The 20,655-nt window shown below is 60.8% G+C and carries 20 protein-coding genes; 11 read left to right on the forward strand and 9 right to left on the reverse strand.

What is annotated here, in order from left to right; genetic code table 11:
• The first annotated feature begins 40 nt into the window (after positions 1-40).
• Positions 41-1,918 (forward strand): feruloyl-CoA synthase, encoded by a 1,878-nt coding sequence (locus HU749_RS14420; protein ID WP_095962257.1) that lies wholly within the window; start codon positions 41-43, stop codon positions 1,916-1,918.
• A 187-nt stretch (positions 1,919-2,105) separates the two neighbouring features.
• Here HU749_RS14420 and HU749_RS14425 read toward each other — a convergent pair whose 3' ends face one another.
• Positions 2,106-2,423, reverse strand: coding sequence for an ElaB/YgaM/YqjD family protein (locus HU749_RS14425; RefSeq protein ID WP_014338130.1), 318 nt, complete (start codon positions 2,421-2,423; stop codon positions 2,106-2,108).
• 161 nt (positions 2,424-2,584) lie between these two features.
• Here HU749_RS14425 and HU749_RS14430 point away from each other — a divergent pair, with 161 nt between their 5' ends.
• Positions 2,585-2,839: a hypothetical protein gene (locus HU749_RS14430; protein ID WP_003181187.1), complete on the forward strand. Its 255-nt coding sequence runs from the start codon at positions 2,585-2,587 to the stop codon at positions 2,837-2,839.
• 3 nt (positions 2,840-2,842) lie between these two features.
• Here the strand turns inward: HU749_RS14430 and HU749_RS14435 are convergent, their stop codons facing one another.
• Positions 2,843-3,751, reverse strand: coding sequence for a LysR substrate-binding domain-containing protein (locus HU749_RS14435; RefSeq protein WP_079303879.1), 909 nt, complete (start codon positions 3,749-3,751; stop codon positions 2,843-2,845).
• 86 nt (positions 3,752-3,837) lie between these two features.
• Between HU749_RS14435 and HU749_RS14440 the strand changes: the two genes are divergently transcribed.
• The gene (locus HU749_RS14440; RefSeq protein WP_079303877.1) at positions 3,838-4,761 is read left to right on the forward strand and encodes a carbon-nitrogen hydrolase family protein; all 924 of its coding nucleotides are present in this window, start codon (positions 3,838-3,840) and stop codon (positions 4,759-4,761) included.
• Here the strand turns inward: HU749_RS14440 and HU749_RS14445 are convergent, their stop codons facing one another.
• Positions 4,762-5,232, reverse strand: a complete 471-nt coding sequence (locus tag HU749_RS14445; RefSeq protein ID WP_079303875.1) for an LEA/WHy family protein — start codon at positions 5,230-5,232, stop codon at positions 4,762-4,764. It lies immediately after the preceding gene.
• A 301-nt stretch (positions 5,233-5,533) separates the two neighbouring features.
• On the opposite strand from HU749_RS14445, the gene HU749_RS14450 reads away from it, so the two are divergent.
• The 4 genes from HU749_RS14450 to HU749_RS14465 all read left to right on the forward strand — a co-directional run bounded on the left by HU749_RS14450 (position 5,534) and on the right by HU749_RS14465 (position 8,412).
• Entirely contained in the window at positions 5,534-6,250 is a 717-nt protein-coding gene (locus HU749_RS14450) for a helix-turn-helix transcriptional regulator (protein ID WP_018601589.1), read from the forward strand.
• 51 nt (positions 6,251-6,301) lie between these two features.
• Positions 6,302-6,643 carry a nuclear transport factor 2 family protein gene (locus HU749_RS14455; RefSeq protein WP_072348557.1) on the forward strand — a complete coding sequence of 114 codons (342 nt, stop codon included), beginning with the start codon at positions 6,302-6,304 and terminating at the stop codon, positions 6,641-6,643.
• Positions 6,644-6,738: 95 nt separating this feature from the next.
• Complete coding sequence (zapE, locus tag HU749_RS14460) at positions 6,739-7,860, forward strand: cell division protein ZapE (RefSeq protein WP_186650703.1); 1,122 nt, start codon at positions 6,739-6,741, stop codon at positions 7,858-7,860.
• Between the two features lie 57 nt (positions 7,861-7,917).
• Positions 7,918-8,412 (forward strand): GNAT family N-acetyltransferase, encoded by a 495-nt coding sequence (locus HU749_RS14465; RefSeq protein ID WP_046065387.1) that lies wholly within the window; start codon positions 7,918-7,920, stop codon positions 8,410-8,412.
• Between the two features lie 24 nt (positions 8,413-8,436).
• Here HU749_RS14465 and HU749_RS14470 read toward each other — a convergent pair whose 3' ends face one another.
• Together HU749_RS14470 and HU749_RS14475 are read right to left on the reverse strand one after the other, a co-directional pair.
• Positions 8,437-10,176 carry a phosphoethanolamine transferase CptA gene (locus tag HU749_RS14470; RefSeq protein ID WP_095962201.1) on the reverse strand — a complete coding sequence of 580 codons (1,740 nt, stop codon included), beginning with the start codon at positions 10,174-10,176 and terminating at the stop codon, positions 8,437-8,439.
• A 383-nt stretch (positions 10,177-10,559) separates the two neighbouring features.
• Positions 10,560-10,733, reverse strand: coding sequence for a DUF6026 family protein (locus tag HU749_RS14475; RefSeq protein WP_172436037.1), 174 nt, complete (start codon positions 10,731-10,733; stop codon positions 10,560-10,562).
• A 250-nt stretch (positions 10,734-10,983) separates the two neighbouring features.
• Between HU749_RS14475 and gnd the strand changes: the two genes are divergently transcribed.
• The 3 genes from gnd to HU749_RS14490 are packed head-to-tail and all read left to right on the forward strand — an operon-like array spanning position 10,984 to position 14,323.
• Positions 10,984-11,988, forward strand: coding sequence for a phosphogluconate dehydrogenase (NAD(+)-dependent, decarboxylating) (gene gnd, locus HU749_RS14480; RefSeq protein WP_225919183.1), 1,005 nt, complete (start codon positions 10,984-10,986; stop codon positions 11,986-11,988).
• Complete coding sequence (zwf, locus tag HU749_RS14485; protein ID WP_095962200.1) at positions 11,985-13,505, forward strand: glucose-6-phosphate dehydrogenase; 1,521 nt, start codon at positions 11,985-11,987, stop codon at positions 13,503-13,505. Before gnd ends, zwf begins: the two co-directional genes overlap by 4 nt.
• Entirely contained in the window at positions 13,502-14,323 is an 822-nt protein-coding gene (locus HU749_RS14490) for an HAD family hydrolase (RefSeq protein WP_095962199.1), read from the forward strand. The genes zwf and HU749_RS14490 overlap by 4 nt, the downstream gene beginning before the upstream one ends.
• A 164-nt stretch (positions 14,324-14,487) precedes the next feature.
• On the opposite strand, the gene nhaB is transcribed toward HU749_RS14490, so the two are convergent.
• The 3 genes from nhaB to HU749_RS14505 form a co-directional block, all read right to left on the reverse strand.
• The gene (gene nhaB / locus HU749_RS14495; RefSeq protein ID WP_095962198.1) at positions 14,488-15,990 is read right to left on the reverse strand and encodes a sodium/proton antiporter NhaB; all 1,503 of its coding nucleotides are present in this window, start codon (positions 15,988-15,990) and stop codon (positions 14,488-14,490) included.
• Positions 15,991-16,085: 95 nt separating this feature from the next.
• Entirely contained in the window at positions 16,086-17,087 is a 1,002-nt protein-coding gene (locus tag HU749_RS14500; protein WP_095962197.1) for a hypothetical protein, read from the reverse strand.
• A gap of 183 nt (positions 17,088-17,270) precedes the next feature.
• Complete coding sequence (locus HU749_RS14505; RefSeq protein ID WP_014338145.1) at positions 17,271-17,537, reverse strand: hypothetical protein; 267 nt, start codon at positions 17,535-17,537, stop codon at positions 17,271-17,273.
• A 342-nt stretch (positions 17,538-17,879) separates the two neighbouring features.
• Between HU749_RS14505 and HU749_RS14510 the strand changes: the two genes are divergently transcribed.
• Positions 17,880-19,205, forward strand: coding sequence for a sigma-54 dependent transcriptional regulator (locus tag HU749_RS14510; protein ID WP_095962196.1), 1,326 nt, complete (start codon positions 17,880-17,882; stop codon positions 19,203-19,205).
• A 152-nt stretch (positions 19,206-19,357) separates the two neighbouring features.
• On the opposite strand, the gene fapF is transcribed toward HU749_RS14510, so the two are convergent.
• A complete protein-coding gene (gene fapF / locus HU749_RS14515; protein WP_046065379.1) occupies positions 19,358-20,641 on the reverse strand; it encodes a fibril amyloid transporter FapF in 1,284 nt (427 codons plus the stop codon).
• Positions 20,642-20,655 lie beyond the last annotated feature (14 nt).

The raw sequence follows: 20,655 nt of genomic DNA on the forward strand, positions 1-20,655 counted from the left end.
CGCATCGCGACCCGAGTGTGCCTTGGTGGAGGAAATGTACGTGAGTTCCGAGTCCAGATCGTCCTCCCGACCCGAGGCCGGGCGGTATCGCCAGGTGTCGATTGGTCATCCTGCCGTCGAAGTCCGGGAAGAGCGTGGCATCTTGCACATGCGCTCCCTGGAACCCCTGGCACCGCTGCCGGCGCGGTTGCTCGAGCGCCTGGTGCACTGGGCCGAGGTGCGCCCAGAGCAGACGTTTATCGCGGCCCGTGAAGCCGGTGGTGACTGGCGTCGAGTCAGTTATGCGCAGATGCTCGACAGTGTCCGGGCCATCGCCCAAAGCCTGCTCGGTTACGGTTTATCGGCCGAGAAACCCTTGGCGCTGCTCTCCGGCAACGACATCGAGCACCTGCAAATGGCCCTCGGCGCGATGTACGCCGGTATTCCCTATTGCCCGGTATCGCCGGCCTATTCATTGCTGTCCCAGGATTTCGCCAAGCTGCGCCACGTCTGCGATCTGTTGCAACCGGGGCTGGTATTTGTCAGCGAAGCCGCACCGTTCGAGCGGGCGATCACCGCCGTATTGCCAGCGGACGTGCCCTTGATCACGGTGCATGGCGAGATGGCCGGCCGGTCCAGGACAAGCTTCGCCAGCCTGCTGGCCCAACCTGGCGGCGTCGAGGCCGAGCAGGCGTTCGCCGCCACCGGCCCGGACAGCATCGCCAAGTTCCTGTTTACCTCAGGCTCCACCAAGCTGCCCAAGGCGGTGATCACCACCCAGCGTATGCTTTGCGCCAATCAGCAGATGCTGCTGCAGACCTTTCCGGTGTTCGGCGAGGCGCCGCCGGTGCTGGTGGACTGGCTGCCGTGGAACCACACGTTCGGCGGTAGCCACAACGTCGGCATCGTGCTGTACAACGGCGGCACGTTCTACCTGGACGACGGCAAACCTACTGCCCAGGGCTTCGCCGAAACCTTGCGCAACCTCAAGGAAATTTCACCGACCGCCTACCTGACCGTGCCCAAAGGCTGGGAGGAACTGGTTAGCGCCCTGGAGCGGGACGGTGAGTTGCGCGAGCGATTCTTCAAGCGCATCAGTCTGTTCTTCTTTGCGGCGGCGGGCTTGTCCCAAAGCACCTGGGACCGGCTCGACAAGGTCGCCGAACAGCATTGCGGCGAACGTATCCGCATGATGGCGGGCCTGGGCATGACCGAGGCGGCGCCGTCCTGCACCTTTACCACCGGGCCGTTGTCCATGGCCGGCTACATTGGCCTTCCAGCGCCTGGCTGCGAGGTGCGCCTGGTGCCGGTGGACGGCAAGTTCGAAGGGCGTTTTCGCGGGCCGCACATCATGCCCGGCTACTGGCGTTCGCCGCAGCAGACTGCCGAGGTATTCGACGAGGACGGTTTCTACTGCTCGGGGGATGCGATCAAGCTGGCCGATGCCAGCCATCCGCAACTGGGGCTGATGTTCGATGGGCGGATTGCCGAGGATTTCAAATTGTCTTCCGGTGTCTTCGTCAGCGTCGGGCCGTTGCGCAACCGGGCGGTGCTGGAGGGCACGCCTTACGTGCAGGATCTGGTGATCACCGCACCGGATCGCGAGTGCCTGGGGGCGCTGGTGTTCCCACGGCTTGCTGAATGCCGGCGCCTGTCAGGCCTGGGCGCGGACGCCAGTGATGCCCTGGTCCTCGCCAGCCCGCCGGTACGCCAATGGTTCGCCGACTGGCTGCAACGCCTGAACCGCGAAGCCAGCGGCAACGCCAGTCGCGTGGAGTGGATCGCCTTGCTCGATGAACCAGCTTCCATCGACCGCGGTGAAATAACCGACAAGGGCTCGATCAACCAACGGGCGGTGTTGCAGTGGCGGGCGGGGAAGGTCGAGGCGCTGTATCGCGGGGAGGATGTGTCGATCCTGCGGGCGGGAGCAGTGGCTTAAAGCAAGACCTTGTGGGTATTTCACGCATTACATGCCCACTCAGCAAATCCCTGTGGGAGCGAGCTTGCTCGCGATAGCGGTGGTTCAGCAGCAGAAATGTTGCCTGATACACCGTCATCGCGAGCAAGCTCGCTCCCACAGTTTTAACCATTCATAAAACCTCTGTGGGGGTTCTGGGGGCTGGTGTTTAACGCCGCCCCAGCAACAAGCCCACCACCAGCCCGAAACCGGCGGAAATCGCCACGGTCTGCCAAGGGTGGCCGCCAATATAGACCTCAGTGGCATCGACCATCGGACGGGTACGCTCCCGTGCGCTGGCGACCGAATCAAGCGCTTGCTGCAGTTTCTGGGAGATCTGGCCGCGCAGGTCGTCAGCTTCTTCACCCACCAGTGACGCACTGCTTTTGAGCAGTTTCTCCGATTCCTCGATCAACGCCTTCAGTTCGCTGAAGGCTTGATCCTTGATTTGTTCTCCATTCGCTTGCACGGTGCTTTTACGGGCCATTGAAGTACTCCTTGCTGATGATGGCATTGAACAATGGAGTGCTGCGCTTGAGCAAAAGTTGCAACCTCCGACCTTGGCAGCGCAGCCCCATCACAAATCGTGGTTAAGACGTTTCCCTGCAAGGTGTAAGATGGCGCCTATTTACGCAACAGGTAATTCCCATGAGCTTCAATCTGGCTGACAAGCCCCTGGCCGAGCGTGCCGCGCTGGAAGACGAAAAATCCCGACTTTTTGAACTGTGGCAAAACAACCTGGGCAAAGCCAAGGGCGATGCTGCCCGCTTGTTTGGCGAGCGCTCCAAGCGCAAGGGCAAGTGGGCCGAGTGGGTGCGTGCCGAACTGGACGGCATGTCGCCGCCGGAGTACGCCAACATGGTGCGCAGTGAGGTCAATCGACTGATGGCTGCCAACAAGTAAGCCTTAGGCGAATGTTGCCGTAATGGCCTCGCGAACCTTGAGCATCGTCGGTTCCATTTGCGTGTGGGTTCGCCATCCCAGTTCGATCGGGTAACGGGGCAAGGCCAGGGGGCAAGGTAGCAAGGCCAGGCCGCTGAGGTCGGCGATGGCCCGGGCGGCATGGGTCGGGATGGTCGCCACGGCCTGGCTGCCCTTGAGCAGGAACGGCAACGCGGCAAAGTGGGTGGTCGAGGCACAGACTCGCCGACTCAGGCCAAGCCCGGCCAGCCCTTCATCGGTGATGCCGATGAAGCCCCCCGAAGACACCAGCAGATGCTCGCGGGCCACGAACGCCTCCAGGCTGAGGGATTGCTGGCCCTGCGCAAGGCTCGCCGGGTCCAGGAGGCAGGCGTAATCGCCTTCGCCCAACACCTGGCGGCTGAGCAACCGCTGGGCGAAACCGCCCGCCGTGATCGCCAGGTCAAGGTCGCGCTCCATCAGGGCCCGGCCGACGATCTGACTGTGGGTCTGGCGGAAAATCAAGCGCAGGCCCGGCGCGCGGTGGGCCACTTCTTCGATCAAGCGTCGCCCATGGGCAATCTCGAAATCGTCCGACAGGCCGACGATGATCGAGCGGCCTTCGTAATGGCTGGCATCCGGGTCGACCATCGCCAGGCTCTGGCGGCATTTATCCAGTGCTTCGCTGATCACCGGCTTCAGCTGGTTGGCACGCAGCGTCGGCGCCAGGCCCCGGCCCGTTCGCACGAATAATTGATCGTCATACAAACCGCGAAGCCTGCGAAGCGCAGCGCTGATGGCCGACTGGGTCACGCCCAGGCGCACGGCGGCGCGGCTGGCGCTGGATTCGTCATGCAGGGCTTCGAAGGTCTTGAGCAAATTGAGGTCGATGTCGGCGATATTCATAAGGCTCATATCATTTAGCAGCATTCGGGGCTTTATTCATGATCGGCGGCTGCTTGAGAATCAGCAACACCTGATGATCAAGGAGTTGAAAAACCATGCCCAAATCCATTGTGGCTGCCCTGCAGATCGGCTCGTTGCCCGGCGGCAAGGGCGAGACCCTGGCACAGATCCTTTCCTACGAAGAGGCCATTCGCGAGGCTGGCGCGCGCCTGGTGGTAATGCCTGAAGCGCTGTTGGGTGGCTATCCCAAGGGCGAGGGGTTCGGGACTCAACTGGGTTACCGGCTGCCGGAAGGGCGCGAGGCGTTCGCCCGTTATTTTGCCAATGCCATTGATGTGCCCGGCGTTGAAACCGAAGCGCTGGCCGGGCTGTCGGCGCGTACGGGGGCGAGCCTGGTGCTGGGCGTCATCGAGCGTGTCGGCAGCACCCTGTACTGCACCGCGCTGTATTTCGAACCCGATGCAGGCCTGGTGGCCCGGCACCGCAAGTTGATGCCTACCGGCACCGAGCGGCTGATCTGGGGCAAGGGCGATGGTTCGACCTTGCCCGTGATCGACAGCCAGGTCGGTCGGGTCGGCGCGGCAGTGTGCTGGGAAAACATGATGCCGCTGCTGCGCACCGCGATGTACGCCAAAGGCGTGGAAGTCTGGTGTGCGCCGACGGTGGATGAGCGGGAGATGTGGCAAGTGACCATGCGCCATATCGCCCACGAAGGTCGCTGCTTTGTGGTCAGTGCCTGCCAGGTCCAGGCCTCGCCGCAGGCCCTGGATATCGAGGTTGCGCACTGGCCGGCCGAGCGGCCGTTGATTGCCGGTGGCAGTGTGATTGTCGGGCCCATGGGCGATGTGCTGGCCGGGCCGCTGAAAGACACGGCGGGGTTACTCACCGCCGAAATCGACACCGATGAACTGGTGCGGGCGCGCTACGACTATGACGTGGTGGGGCATTACGCCAGGCCGGATGTGTTCGAGTTGGTGGTGGACGAGCGCGCCAAGCCCGGCGTGCGCTTCACCGCCTGATCACCAGTTGGCGGCGGAGCCCGGCAGGTCGAGGGTTCCGCGGTCGACGAAGCGCAGGGTGCCGAATACGCCGCCGGCGAGCTTGCCCTTGAGCACATAGGGCAGGTTGTCCAGGCTTTGGGTCTGGCTCAGGCCCAGGGTCTGGCGCAACACCGAAAACGCCGAAATGCTCACTGGGACACTGAGGATCGCCTCGGAAAAGCGCGGGATCGAACCGCTCTGGTCACTGACCCCCGTCGCCAGCGTACGGTTGTTGACCTCCAGGTCCAGTGCCACGCCGTTGTAGTCGATGGCGGTTTCGTTGGGGTTCTGCACGCGCAGTTTCACAGCGAAACGCACCTCCAGGCCCTGGTTGGGCAATGGCTCGATGCCGACCACGTTGATGTTCAGCGGGTCACGGTGCGGGAAGAGGGCGCAGGCGCTCAGGCTGAGCAGTATCAGGAAAACGGAAAGGCCGAGGATTCTGCGCATGGATAGACTCTCAACGAATGAAAAAACGGAAGCGATCAAGCACGATACCCCACAGTTGCCTTACGGCAACCGACGAACCCTTGGATAGGGTGCTTTTGTGGCGAGGGAGCTTGCTCCCGCTGGGCTGCGTAGCGGCCCCAAGCTTTTGCGGTTGCTGCGCAACCGAGCGGGAGCAAGCTCCCTCGCCACAAAAAACCCATGCCACACCGATTTATGCGAGACATAGTGGGAGGGCTCCTGACAGTTTCTGACACCAGCCTCTGCTAATCTGCGTCATCTTTTTCTTTGCGGACAGTCCATCGTGTCGCGTACCACTCGTCTGCTCACTTTGCTGCAAGTCCTGCGCGGCAAGCGTTGCCCGGTCACCGCTGCGACGTTGGCGGGCGAACTGAACGTCTCCGAGCGCACCTTGTACCGCGACATCGCCGAACTCACGGCCCTCGGCGCGCCGATCCAGGGCGAGGCGGGCATCGGTTATGTCTTGCGCAGTGGCCTGTTCCTGCCGCCACTGATGTTCACCGCCGATGAAATCGAGGCCATTGTGCTGGGCTTGCGCTACGTGGATCAGCGCGCCGACGAGGTGCTGGGCAAGGCGGCGGCTGACGCGCTGGCGAAGGTCGCTGCGGTGCTGGCACCCGATGTGCGAGACGCGTTGCGCAACCCCACGGTGTTGCCTGGCCCGCCGGGTTATGGCTATCCGCAGAACACCGTGGAACTGAATGTCTACCGCCAGGCCATTCGCGCCCAGGCCAAGCTGCACATCGATTACGCCGATGTGAACAAGACCCCGAGCCAGCGCTTGATCTGGCCGCTGGCCCTGGGCTTTTTCAATGAGGCGCGGGTGGTGGTGGCCTGGTGCGAATTGCGCAGCGCCTATCGGACTTTCCGCACCGACCGGATTGCCTCTGCCACCGAGCAGGGCGAGCGTTATCCGGGCCGACGCAGCGACTTGCTGCGCGACTGGTTTGCGCTGATGAAACTGGACGAAACCGGGCGTTTCACTCCTGACAAAAACTGACACAGCGCTGGTCTAGCATGGTGCCAGATCGATAAAACAAGGAGCCGTATCATGTCCAATCCCGTCTCTTCCCTGGCCCCGGCCATCGCCGGCTACATTGCGGCCGCCAATGCCCGTGACAGTTCGGCGGTGACGCGTTTCTTCGCCGAGGATGCCAACGTGTTCGATGAAGGCCAGCACCGTGTTGGCACCCAGGCCATCGCCCAATGGATGGAAGACACTGCCCGACGCTTCCAACCACGTGTGGAGGTCCTCAATGTGCAGCAACGCACCGGCAAGGTGCTGGTGCAGAACCTGATCTCCGGGACATTCCCCGGCAGCCCGTTGGAGTTGCGCTACACCTTCCGGCTCGATGAGCAAGGCAAGATCAGCCGGTTGGATATCTCGATTTAAAGTTCTGCACCCAGGTCTGTGGGAGCAAGGCCTTGCTCCCCTGCAATCGTCCGCCATGGCATACTCCCCACCTTCGTTTTCCGGACCCGGGCCGTATGACTTTCGACTCCCCCCTGAGCGCCTGGCAGCATGCCATCGAACACCACGGCTTCGTCCAGGACGAGGCCCAGGAATTGGCCATCATGGCGTTGGAGCAATGCCACACGGCGTTGCACGAAGGGCGCAAGTCGATCCGGGGCGTTTACCTCTGGGGACCGGTGGGGCGTGGCAAGACCTGGCTGATGGACCGTTTTTACGAAAGCCTCAAGGTGCCGGCCCGTCGTCAACACTTCCATCATTTCATGGCGTGGGTGCATCAGCGTTCGTTCCAGCTCACCGGCACGCCGGATCCTTTGCAAGCCCTGGCCCGGGAGCTGAGCGCTGAAGTGCGGGTACTGTGTTTCGACGAACTGTTCGTCAACGACATTGGCGACGCGATCATCCTCGGGCGCCTGTTCCAGGTGATGTTCGAACTGGGCATGGTGATGGTCAGCACCTCCAACCTGCCGCCGGAAGAACTCTATGCCAACGGCCACAATCGTGAGCGTTTCCTGCCGACTATCACCGCGATCAATCGATATATGCAGGTCGTGCCGGTGAACGGCTGGCAAGACCATCGCCAGCACCCAGGCCAGTTACAGCAGCGTTATTGGCTGCACGATCCCGGGCAACCTGATCCGCTGGCCAATGTTTTCATCCAGTTGACCGCCGGGCAAGCGTCGAACAGCGCACCAATTGAAGTCGGTCATCGTCTGCTTGAACCGGTCCAGGCCAGCGATACCGTGCTCTGGAGCCGTTACCCCGACCTTTGCGAACAGCCGTTCTCGGCGTTGGATTTCATGGCGTTGTGCGACCGCTTCAGCGTCATCTTGCTCAGTGACGTGCCGTGCCTGAGCGCCGAACAGCGCAAAGGGCGCATTGCCCGTGGCACCGAGGACGGCGTCGAACGGGTCGCGGCGGGTGATCGCGAACTGCCGCAGCTGTCGATCCACGACGATGGCGTACGGCGCTTCATCGCCCTGGTCGACGAATGTTATGACCGTAAGGTGCCGCTGTGCCTTTCGGCCCAGGTGCCGATGGATGAGTTGTACACCGAGGGCTATCTGCAATTCCCGTTTCGCCGTACGCTCAGTCGCCTTCAGGAAATGCAAATGCAACGTTTTGGTCAGCAGGTCTGACCTGTATCCCGCCGACGGCCTCGAGTCGCCGGTACTACCGAAGTGAGATGGAAGGTCATGGAAGAAGCCAAGGACATTCTTGTTCTGCAAGCCAGCTACAGCAACCCGGTCCACGCCGAAGCGATCTGTCATGTGCTCAATGGCTATGCGCAGGACCCGATGGGAGGGGGGCATTCGTTGCCGGCCGAGGTGCTGTTGCACCTGCCCGGGGAACTGGCCAAGCGCCCCCATGCTTTCAGCGTGCTGGCCTTCGTCAACGGCGAACCGGCGGGGCTGGTCAATTGCTTCGAAGGTTTTTCAACCTTTGCCTGCCGGCCCTTGGTGAACATCCACGACGTGGCGGTCATGCCGGATTTTCGCGGCCTAGGGTTGAGCCAGAAGATGCTGCAGAAGGTCGAGGACATCGCCCGCCAGCGCGGTTGCTGCAAGATTACCCTGGAAGTGCTCGAGGGCAATGCCGTGGCCCAGGGCAGCTACGCCAAGTTCGGCTTTGCCGCTGGCATGTTCGACCCGGCCCACGGGCATATGCAGTTCTGGATCAAGCCCCTGTAAAAGCGGGCATCTGGACGACTGCAGTTATTTCTGCACGACTTTAGTCAATGTCGACTTGGGCTGCATCAGGCTAAAGTCGATCAGGGCCTTGCGTGGGGCGTGATACGGGTTGCCGATGAGCAGCGGCCGGGCCTTGAAGTCATCGCTGACCAGGCTCTTGCTGTGGTCCAGCTCATCAAAGCTCAAGCCAGCCATGTCCGCCCAGGTGTGAATCAGATGCGAGCTGCTGTAGGGCCGTGACAGGTCGCCGGCAAAGTTCCAGTCATGGCTTTCGCGCCATTTGGGTGACGCCCAGGCCATGAAGGGAATGGTGTACATCGGTGCGGTCGGCTTGCCTTCGTTACGGCCCAGCGTGCCGTGGCCCTGCGAGTCGAACACGTCTTCACCATGGTCTGACAGGTACAACAGGAAACCGTTGGGGTCGGTCTTGGCGTAGTCCTTGATCAGGCTGGACACGACGAAATCGTTGTAAAGCACCGCGTTATCGTAGCTGTTGTAGGTCGGGACCTGATCATCACGCAGGCCCGCCGGTACGTCCTTGCGGTCGGTGAACTTGTTGAAGGTCGGCGGGTACCGATACTTGTAGCTCATGTGGGTCCCGAGCAGGTGCACCACGATCAGCTTGCGCGGGGCGCTGTCGGCCAGGGCCTTGTTGAATGGCTCGATCACGTCGCCATCATACTGCGCGGCATTCTGGTTGCGGTTGTTATTCAGGTACACCTGTTCGTCGGCCTGTTGGGAAAAGGTCGTGAGCATGGTGTTGCGTTTGGTCATGGTCTGCTGGTTGGTGATCCAGAAGGTCTTGTAGCCGGCCTGTTTCATCATGCTCACCAGCGAAGGCGTGCTCAGGTACAGGTCCGGGTTCTGTTCGTCGGCGAACGTCAGCACCTGCTGCAGCGCTTCGATGGTGTAGGGGCGCGGGGTGATGACGTTGTCGAACACCGACAACTGGTCCTTGAGCTTGTCAAGTTCCGGTGTGGTTGCTCGGGGGTAACCGTAGAGGCTCATGCGCTGGCGGTTGGTGGACTCACCGATCACCAGCACCAGGGTGGCCGGCTGGTCGGCCATGGCATCCTTGAGGTTGCGCAATGGTGCAATCTTGCTGGTGCTGTGGAGCATGCCTTGCATGTTCTCCAACTGTTCACCGTAGCGACGATAGGCCACCAGCATCTGCCATGGCACCGCCGGTTCGATGCGATCTTCGAACTTCTCCAGGCCGCGGGCGAAGCTGCCGGTGCTCAGGGTCTGCTTGATCAACGGGTAGCCGGCCACGGCGAGCACGATGACGGCTGCCGCCACCATGGCCTGACCTCGGGGCAGGTACACCGGGCGCAGGCGGGTCCAGAGCCAATAGCCGACGGCGGTATGGGCCAGGAACGCCGCCACCATCCACCAAGCGAAATATTGTGTCAGATACTCGCCGGCTTCAGACACGTTCGATTCGAACATGATGAAGATGACGCTTTGGGAAAACTCTTGCTGATAAATGAAGAAGTAGCCCAGGCTAGCCATGGAGCAGGCCCACAGCACCAGGCCGATCAATGCGGCAAGCAAGCGTGTACGGGCGGGGAAGAGCAGCAGCGGGGCCAGCCATATCGCGCTCATCACGAATGCTTGGCGAAAGCCGGTGAAACCGGAGGTGTCGCTCAACAGAATGAGCAGTTGGGTGATGCCCGAGAAATACCAGAAGAACAGAAACAGCCAGCCGAATCCGGCCCAGTCGAAACCTTTCGCAGTCGTTTTGCTGCGTTTGAACAAGCTCATCAAGCGCTCCAGCCCTTATCGACGAAGCTGTCGGCACCGGATTGGTGACCGCAGGCATACGCCGAGCAACCCTAAAGGCGGGGAGTATTGCGAGCCGGTTGTGAAAAGTTTGTGAGTTTTTCGAATACAAATCGATGACGGGGTGCGAGCGCACCTTGGTGGGGGATTTATTTGTGGCAGGGGATGTATCTGTGGGAGCAAGGCTTGCCCGCGATGAAAGCGATGCGGTCCTTCAGGAACCGAGGTGCCTGTTTCGCGAGCAAGCTTTGCTCCCACAGCCCTGCGGGGACAAATATCCTCGCCACAAGCGCACATGGCGGACTCGCATGGAAGTGGCACCAGTTTGGCCAGTGTCACTTCCTGGTGCTGTGCCTCAGCGGCGGTTACCGAGCCAGGGACTGGCTCTGGTGGGGCAGTTGTGCGTGTTGCAACTGCATGCGCAGCTGCGCCACTTCATCAAGCAGTAGATCGCGTTCTTCCTTGAGTAGGCGCAATTCATCGCGACGAATGGTCACGTAAAGGGTTTGGGGAGGACGTGTGGTAACGACAGGGCCCATTGCTCACCTCGCAAATGGCGTACATCAACTATAGAGATGTCGCCATGATTTGGTCGACACCTCTACTATCGGCGCCGATTCTGATTTCTTTTGCTTGTGATTGGAACTTTTTTATTTTTCATGGTCGCTGTGTCTTTGGCCGGATCTTGTGCGTTATCCCTTGTGATCGCTGGAATTACCCGGAAACTATGCAGCAATGCTCTGGACTAACCTCCATTAGTCGATAGTGTTAAATCTTTGACACACCTTTATTTGTAGTAGGGAGCATCAGCACATGCAACTCGGGATCATTGGACTGGGCCGCATGGGCGGCAATATTGCGCGGCGCCTGATGCTCAATGGGCACACCACCGTCGTCTATGACCGCAATGCCGCTTTTGTCGAAAACCTGCACCAGGAAGGCGCGATGGGCGTCGCGGACCTCTCGGCACTGGTCGCCGGCCTGGAAAAGCCACGGGCGGTCTGGGTCATGCTGCCGGCCGGCGCACCCACCGAAGACACCATCAACGCCCTCAGCGAACTGCTTGAGCCGGGTGATGTGATCATTGACGGCGGTAACACGTATTACAAGGACGACATCCGTCGCGCCCAGGCCCTGTCGGAAAAAGGCCTGAGCTACATCGACGTCGGCACCTCTGGTGGCGTTTGGGGCCTGGAGCGCGGCTACTGCATGATGATTGGTGGTGAGGCCGACGTGGTGAAGCGCCTGGACCCGCTGTTCGACAGCCTGGCCCCGGGCATGGGCGACATCCCGCGCACCCGTGACCGCAAGTCCGACGATGACCGCGCCGAACGCGGCTACATCCACGCGGGCCCGGCCGGTTCTGGGCATTTCGTGAAGATGATCCACAACGGCATCGAATACGGAATGATGCAGGCCTTCGCCGAGGGTTTTGACATCCTCAAGACCAAATCCAGCGAAAGCCTGCCGGCTGAGCAGCGGTTTGACCTGAACGTCGCCGATATCGCCGAAGTCTGGCGTCGCGGCAGCGTGGTGTCGTCCTGGCTGCTGGACTTGACCGCCGACGCGTTGGCCAGCGATCCGAAACTGGACGGTTTTTCCGGTGAAGTCGCCGACAGTGGAGAAGGGCGCTGGACCATCGAGGCCGCCATTGAGCAAGCGGTGCCGGTTCCGGTCCTGTCCAGTTCGCTGTTCGCCCGTTTCCGCTCGCGCCAGCAAAGCACGTACGGTGACAAAATGCTTTCGGCCATGCGCTTCGGCTTTGGCGGCCACGTGGAGACGCCGAAAAAATGACCTCGATCGGCAGCAAATCCAAGGCAGAACCTGCGCCACCGAGCACGTTGTTTCTGTTCGGCGCCCATGGCGATCTGGTCAAGCGTCTGCTGATGCCGGCGCTTTACCACCTCAGTCGCGACGGTCTGCTGGACGATGGGCTGCGCATCATCGGGGTTGACCACAACGCCATCAGCGATGTGGATTTTGCCAAGAAACTCGAGGATTTCATCCGTAACGAAGCGGCGAGCAAGGGCGGTGATGCCAACCGCGCGCTCGACCCAGTGCTATGGGCCAAGCTGGCCCAGGGCATCAGCTACGTCCAGGGTGATTTCCTCGATGAGAGCACCTACCAGGCGCTGGCGGCGAAAATCGCTGCCAGCGGCACCGGCAATGCGGTTTTCTACCTGGCGACCGCGCCGCGCTTTTTCAGTGAAGTGGTCAGCCGCCTCGGTGCGGCCGGGCTGCTTCAGGAGCAGGAGGGGGCCTTCCGGCGGGTGGTGATCGAAAAACCGTTCGGCTCCGACCTGCATACCGCCGAAGCGCTGAACGCCTGTCTGCTCAAGGTCATGAGCGAGAAACAGATCTATCGCATCGACCATTACCTGGGCAAGGAAACGGTGCAGAACATTCTGGTCAGCCGTTTCTCCAATAGCCTGTTCGAGGCATTTTGGAACAACCACTACATCGACCACGTACAAATCACCGCTGCCGAAACCGTCGGCGTGGAAACCCGTGGCAGTTTTTATGAACACACCGGCGCCCTGCGGGACATGGTGCCCAATCATCTTTTCCAACTGCTGGCGATGGTGGCCATGGAGCCGCCAGCGGCGTTTGGTGCCGACGCCGTGCGTGGGGAAAAGGCCAAGGTCGTCGGGGCGATCCGGCCCTGGTCGGTGGAGCAGGCCCGGGCCAACTCGGTCCGCGGCCAATACACTGCCGGTGAAGTCGGTGGCAAGGCGGTAAACGGTTATCGCCAGGAGGCCAACGTGGTGCCTGACAGCAGCACCGAGACTTACGTCGCCCTCAAGGTCATGATCGACAACTGGCGCTGGGTCGGCGTGCCGTTTTACCTGCGCACCGGCAAGCGCATGAGCGTGCGGGACACGGAGATCGTCATCTGCTTCAAGCCCGCGCCTTACGCGCAGTTTCGCGACACTGACGTCGACGAACTGCAACCTACGCACTTGAGAATCCAGATTCAGCCCAATGAAGGCATGTGGTTCGACCTGCTGGCCAAGCGGCCGGGGCCGGCACTCGACATGGCCAATATCGAGTTGGGCTTCGCCTACAAGGATTTCTTCGTAATGCAGCCCTCCACAGGTTACGAAACCCTGATCTACGATTGCCTGACCGGCGACCAGACGCTGTTCCAGCGTGCCGACAACATCGAAAACGGCTGGCGCGCCGTGCAGCCGTTCCTCGATGCCTGGCAGCAGGACGCAGCGGTCCAGCCCTACAAGGCTGGCGAAGATGGCCCGGCCGCCGCCGATGACTTGCTTGCTCGCGACAGTCGCGTCTGGCACGACCTCGGATGAGTGATCTGATGAAGCATCCCATCCGTTTCCTGCTCAGCGACATGGACGGCACATTGCTGTTGCCCGACCACAGCCTGAACCAGCGCACCATTGAGGCGGTTCGCTCATTGCGCCAGGCCGGTGTGCTATTCAGCCTCGCCACCGGGCGGCCGCCGCGGGCCATGTTGCAGCAGATCGAGGCCCTGGGCGTCGACCTGCCCACGGCGGCGTTCAATGGCGGCACACTGGTTCATCCCGACGGCAGCTTCCTTGCCGTCCATTACCTGCCCCCCGAGGCCGCTCTGACCACGCTGGCCCTGTATGCCGATCAACCCGGCATCGAAGTCTGGGTATTTGCCGATGGCGAATGGCTGGTGCGCGACGCCAACGGTCCGATGGTACCGGTGGAGACGCGTGGCCTGGGCTATCCACCAGCAGAGGTCGAAAGCTTCGAACCATACCTGGAACGGATCGACAAGATCGTCGCCACCAGCGCCAACACCGACCTGCTGGTGGAACTGGAGGCGCGGCTGCACCCGCTGCTCAAGGGCCAGGCCCAGGTGTCGCGTTCGCAACCGATTTACTTGGATGTGACTGCGATGAAGGCCAACAAAGGGGAAGCACTGTCGACCCTGGCAGCCTTCCTTGATGTGCCACTGGAACAGACGGCGGCCATGGGCGACGGTGGCAACGACCCGGCGATGTTCCACCGCGCGGGGTTGTCGATTGCCATGGGGCAGGCGGAGGAGGCGATCAGGCGTCAAGCGGATGTCGTGACCGCTACTGTGATCGACGACGGTGCGGCGCTGGCGATCGAACGCTACATCTTGCTGCGATAAGTTTTGGCCCTTTGTGGCGAGGGAGCTTGCTCCCGCTGGGGCGCGAAGCACCCCCCCTGTACTTGCCTGACACACCGCAGTGTCAATGCTTTCTTGGGGCTGCTGCGCAGCCCAGCGGGAGCAAGCTCCCTCGCCACAGGTTTTCCTTCAGCTCAGCAATATTTCTACAACCAGTAAGTCACCGCATACCAGCCCAAGCCACCCATTACCACGGTGTAGGGCACGGCCATCCAGACCATCCGGCCATAGGACAGGCGAATCAGCGGGGCGATCGCCGAGGTCAGCAGGAACAGGAAGGCGGCCTGGCCGTTGGGTGTGGCGACGCTCGGCAGGTTGGTGCCGGTGTTGATGGCCACCGCCAGGGTCTCGAACTGTTCGCGGCTCATGTGGCCGTTGACGAAGGCCTGTTTGACCTCGGTAATGTAGATGGTCGCCACGAACACGTTGTCGCTGATGGCCGACAGCAGGCCATTGGCAATGAACAGCATGCCCGGCTGCTGGTCGGCGGGCAGGGCCAGGACCCATTGGATCAGCGGCGTGAACAACTGCTGGTCGTGGATGACCGCCACTACCGCAAAGAACACCACCAACAGCGCCGTGAACGGCATGGCGTCCTTGAACGCATTGCCCAGCCGGTGCTCGTCGGTGATGCCGGTGAAGGCGGTAATCAATACGATGACCATCAGGCCAATCAGGCCGACTTCGGCAATGTGTAACGCCAAGCTCACGATCAGAATCAGCGCGGCGATACCCTGAACGATCAGCGCCGCTCGTTGCCGTGCGGTGCGTTCGCGATTGTCCTGCTCGGCGTAGTCGGCCAGCACGGCACGCACGTTGTCTGGCAACAACGTGCCGTAACCGAACCAACGCAGCTTTTCCAGCGCCACGCAGGTCGCTAGCCCGGCTACCAGCACCGGCAGCGATACCGGCGCGACTTTCAGGAAGAATTCGGCGAAATGCCAGCCCATCTCATGGCCGATCAGCAGGTTCTGCGGTTCACCCACCAAGGTGCAGACGCCGCCCAGCGCCGTGCCCACGGCGCCATGCATCAACAGGCTGCGCAGGAACGCCCGGAACTGGTCCAGGTCGGCATGATGCAGCGATGGCAGGTCGTGGTCTTCATCGACGCTACTGTCCTGGCGCGGGTCGTTGCCCGACGCCACACGGTGGTACACCGCATAGAACCCCACGGCGGCGCTGATGATCACCGCGGTAACGGTCAGTGCGTCAAGGAACGCAGACAGGAACGCCGAGAGAAAGCAGAACATCAAGGACAGCATCGCCTTGGAACGCACCCCCAAAAGCAGGCGCGAGAACAGGAACAACAGCAGATCCTTCATGAAGTAGATCCCGGCCACCATGAACATCAGCAGCAGGATGACCGGGAAGTTATGCAGCAGTTCGTCGTACAGTGCCTTGGGGGTGGTCATGCCCAGCACCAGGGCCTCGACCAGCAGCAGCCCACCAGGCATCAATGGGTAGCATTTAAGGGCCATGGCGAGGGTAAAAATGAACTCCAGCACCAGCATCCAGCCTGCGACGACCGGGCCCAGGGTCCACAGCACCACGGCATTGAGGATGAGGAAGGTGATGATGCACGCCTTGTACCAGCGCGGTGAGTGGCCAAGAAAGTTGTGCGCGAACGCTTGAGCCATTGGACCGGACATCGGCTGCTCCTTTTAGTTAGAAGCGCGCAAGTTGCCGTAAGAAATGAGGAATATCAAGCGTAAGAATAAATACCGTTCACCCGCGACAATTCGACTCAGGCCCAATACCGCGCAATCACCGCTCGATAAAGCCCCAGGAGCGAGTAACCGCCCACCAGAATCCTCCCATCCGCCTGCACAGCCAGGGTGGTGGCGGTATCGAGGCTGTAGCCGAGTCGAGTGCGAACCCAGCCTTTGCCCTGGACGAAATCCGGGTCGAGGCTGGCATCTGGCAGATGTCGGGCAAGTACGAAATCGGCCTCGATACCGCCGATGGTGGCGCCGGCGGTCAGCAGTTTTCCGTCTGATTGAAGCCGGGCGGCAGTCCACTGACTGGCATTGCTCCCGATCGCCATCAGTTGGCACTGACCCTGGTTGCAATGACGGTCCGGCTTGCCGTCGGGGCGCACTTTCAGGGACAGGCTATGCATCGGATCACGGCTGCTGCCGAACACCTGCAGATCACCGTTCGTGTCCTGGACGATCTGGCTGACCATCACGCTGTGGCCCTGCGCCAGGATCGACAGAAAGCCGTTCTCGCCGAAGCTGTCATCGAGCTTGCCGCTGCTGTCATAGCGGGCAATCAAGCCATGCTGGGGCAAGTCGATGGCGCCGCCGACGACAATGTGGCCGTCAGCCTGGAGCGCCAGGCAGCGGCCTTGCTGATCGAACAGCGCCAGGGCGGGAAAGGTATGGTCGTTGTTTTCGTAGTGCAGGCCGGACAACAGGATATTCCCGTCGGGTAACTCGATCACCTTGCCTGCCGTCGCGTCGAAACCGTTTTCAAACGCGCCGATCACGCAGCCGCGAGTGCCGAAGTCCGGATCGGTTAATCCGTCATGGTTGAGTCTTGCCAGCCCGAACCGGCTGCCGTGGGCCGTCTCGATCCTGGCCGCCACCAGGATTCTTCCTGCGTGGTCGAGGGTCAATCCAGTGGTCAGGCTCGAGGTGCTGTCTTCGAAATGAACCCAGGCTTTGCCGTTGGCGGCAAAGCCTGAGTCAAGCTGTCCGGCGTGGGCCATGGTCCGGGGGAGCACAAACGCGAACTGAGCGAGCATGCCTGCCTCTCCTTGCGTGTCGAAAGGCCCGGAAGGGCGACGACTGCATGAGGGCAACATTCAATCCCTGAATGTGACAATGCACAACTGTCATGTTCTGCGGATACAGCAGCGATTCGTGCCATAACAATGGCTTTACAATCCAGAGCCAAGCCTGCAATCGATAACAGGCTTTACCGGTGGTTATTCAGGCATCGACCACGATTGCAATGTGTAACCTTCCTGGCTCAGTTCGGCACGGGCCTGTTTCAACAGGTCGGCCAGTTGGACCGGGTCGGTATAGGCGCTGCTTGGAATCTGGGTGCGGCCAATGTGGGTATTGGTGCGGTCGACGACGGTCAGGCTAAGTTCACCGTTACCGTCTTGTGGAGCCCAGGCCACGCAGTGGAAAGGACGGAATGCGCGGTCGGCAATCAAAAGAGCTTCGTTGATACGGAGCGGGGCGTTCATGGCGTTTTCTCTTAAGTGTGCCCAAACAAATGATGTGCCGTCGGTTGGGCGTACCGTGCGGCTGGTTACTTGTACTGATGTCCCGAACCCGCAGGCGGGTCACACATTATTTAAATAAATTTCGATTTTCTTTCAGACCAGGCTTTTTGGCTTTTGTTTGAAAGCGCCATGAAAGAAATACGCCTGCGACAACTAACGAAACGCTCGCTTATAACCAGTTTGACGCGATCTCGATAATCAATCGATACAAGGGGGCGTCAACTTCTTGCTACTGTTACATGCAGGTTTGCCAAACGACTGTTTCTAATCATATTTCCTTATTTTTGGCGCCAAGGATCAGTCATGATCGAAGCCAGTACGTCACGTCGTCTGCTCGTGGTTGATCCCTGCGACGATTGTCATCGCCTGTTGCCAGGTCTGCGCACCATTGGCTGGGATGTGGACAGTTGCGCCCTTGAACACGCCGGCGATCGGACGTGTGACGTCGGCCTTTTGCGGTTACAACCTTTTCACCTGGAGCGCCCGGAAGCGGTCAAGGAGTTGATCAGCCGTAGCGGCACCGAATGGATCGCCGTGCTCAACCAGGAAGTGTTGCGCCTGCAAAACGTCGGTGATTTTGTCTGCGAATGGTTTTTCGACTTCCATACCTTGCCGTTCGACGTGTCCAGGGTCCAGGTGACACTGGGCCGGGCGTTTGGCATGGCGCGCCTGCGGGGGCAGGGCTCGGTCCACATTGATCAGCCCGAACATGAGCTGCTGGGCGACAGCAAGCCGATACGCGAATTGCGCAAATTGTTGAGCAAGCTGGCGCCTGCCGAGTCGCCGGTATTGATTCGGGGTGAGAGCGGCACCGGCAAGGAACTGGTGGCGCGCACCCTGCATTGTCAGTCTCACCGGCGCAACAAGCCGTTTATCGCCATTAACTGCGGTGCGATTCCGGAGCACCTGATCCAGTCCGAATTGTTCGGGCATGAGAAGGGCGCGTTCACCGGGGCTCACCAACGCAAGATCGGACGGATCGAGGCGGCTCACGGAGGTACGTTGTTTCTCGATGAAATTGGCGACCTGCCGTTGGAGCTGCAGGCCAACCTGCTGCGTTTTCTGCAGGAAAAACACATTGAGCGGGTCGGTGGCAGTCAGCCGATTGGTGTCGATGTGCGGGTCTTGGCCGCCACCCATGTGGACCTTGAGGCTGCCATCGAGCACAAGCGATTTCGCGAGGATCTGTATTACCGCTTAAACGTGTTGCAAGTGTCGATGGCGCCGTTGCGCGAACGCCATGGTGACCTGGCGATGCTGGCCAGCCACTTTTCCCATTTCTACAGCCAGGAAACCGGCCGCCGTCCCCGCAGCTTCAGCGAGGATGCGTTGGTAGCGATGGGCATGCATGACTGGCCCGGCAATGTGCGGGAGCTGGCCAACCGCGTCCGTCGAGGTTTGGTACTTGCCGAAGGCCGACAAATCGAGGCCCGGGACCTCGGCCTGGCCAGCCACCAGGGTGTCGCGGCACCGATGGGCACGCTGGAGGACTACAAGACCCGCGCCGAGCGCCAGGCCCTGAGCGATGTGCTCAACCGTCACAGTGACAACCTGAGCGTGGCCGCCCGGGTACTGGGCGTGTCCCGGCCGACTTTCTATCGTCTGCTGCACAAGCACCAGATCCGCTAGAACGGTCTACACACACCTGTGGGGAGCTCGCGATGAGGCCCTTTCAGTCAGCATGGATGTTGACTGAAATACCGCTGTCGCGAGCAAGCTCGCTCCCACAGTGGTTTTGCAGTGCCCTTGGGGTATGTGCTCATCACATACCCCTAAGAGCGTCAGAAGTAGTACGGGAATTTGAGACTAAAGGTGAAATCCGGCGCATCGTCGGTCAGCCCGATGGACAGGTTGGGCACGATGGTCAGGTTGTCGGAGGCGGCGACGGTCATGCCGATATTGAAGTAGCCGGCGTTGGCGTCGCTGGAGGTCACCGACTCCCAGTCGCCACCGTCCTGTTTGAGCTTGCTTTTCTTTTGGATCAGGTCAGAGACCGAGAATGACATGCTCATCTTCTCGTTCAAGGCAAAGGCAATGCCCGCGCCGATCTGGAAGCTGTCGCCGATTCGAACCTTGCCCGGCACCTTCTGGTTGACCGTGGAGCTGATGTCGTCGAACGATTCTTCGAAGTTATGGGTGTAGGAAAGGGTGCCGAACAAGACGGCCGGGTCGAAGGTCTTGACCAGCGAAAGCCCGGGCGTGATCGACCATACGCCGTTGCCGGTGGGCAAGTCGTCAGGCACGAACAGGTTGGTGTTGGCCTGGGATTGGCGCAGCTTGATGCCGAACGGATCCTTGCCGGTGGGGGCCTTGACTCGCAAGGTGACCACTGCGTCCGGGGAGTTGATCGACTCATCCATGAATTTGTAGGCGATGCCGAAGTTGACGTCGCCGATGGTGGGGTCGCGGGTCACGGTTTCTTCGCTGGTGACGCCGGCAGCGCCGTTGTTCGCGCCGCCTGACTGGTACGTGGATTCGCGGTAGATCACCGGGACGTTGAGGTCGAACTGCCAGCGGTTGTCGAAGTTATAGCGACCGGTGAGGTCCAGCGTCCAGGTGTCGGCCTTGATTCGGTCGAGGTTGATGTTGCCCAGGAAAATCGAATCCAGGGCCAGGAAACCGTTGAGGATCAGTTGCCGCGTGTCGTAGCGCGAATAGGTCACGCCAGTCTCGAAACTGAATTTGCCCCCGCCGAAGAAGCCGCTGGCCTCGTCATAGAGGTTGGAGACGCTCTGGGCCGGTTGGGAATCATCGGCCAGGGACTGCCCGTAGCCGCTGCCACCAGCCGTTGCCGCGCCACCGCCGGCCACGGTCTGGTTGCCTTTCATGTCGGCCGGGGATTTGGCCAGGCGTTTGGGCGGTGGCGCCGCGGGTTGATCTTCCACCTGGCGAACCCGCTGTTCGAGCACCGCCAGGGCCCTTTGCTGGACCTCGTATCGTTGCTTGAGCTCGAGAAGTTCCTGTTTCAGGGCCTCGATGTCCGCATCCGGGGCCGCGTGCAACACAGCCGCCGGGAACAACGTGCTTAAACACATGACAGCGCGCAACGATACGGATCGATACATGAAATATGCCGTCC

Origin of the sequence: Pseudomonas ogarae, from assembly GCF_014268695.2 — a bacterium.
Taxonomy (GTDB): domain Bacteria; phylum Pseudomonadota; class Gammaproteobacteria; order Pseudomonadales; family Pseudomonadaceae; genus Aquipseudomonas; species Aquipseudomonas kilonensis.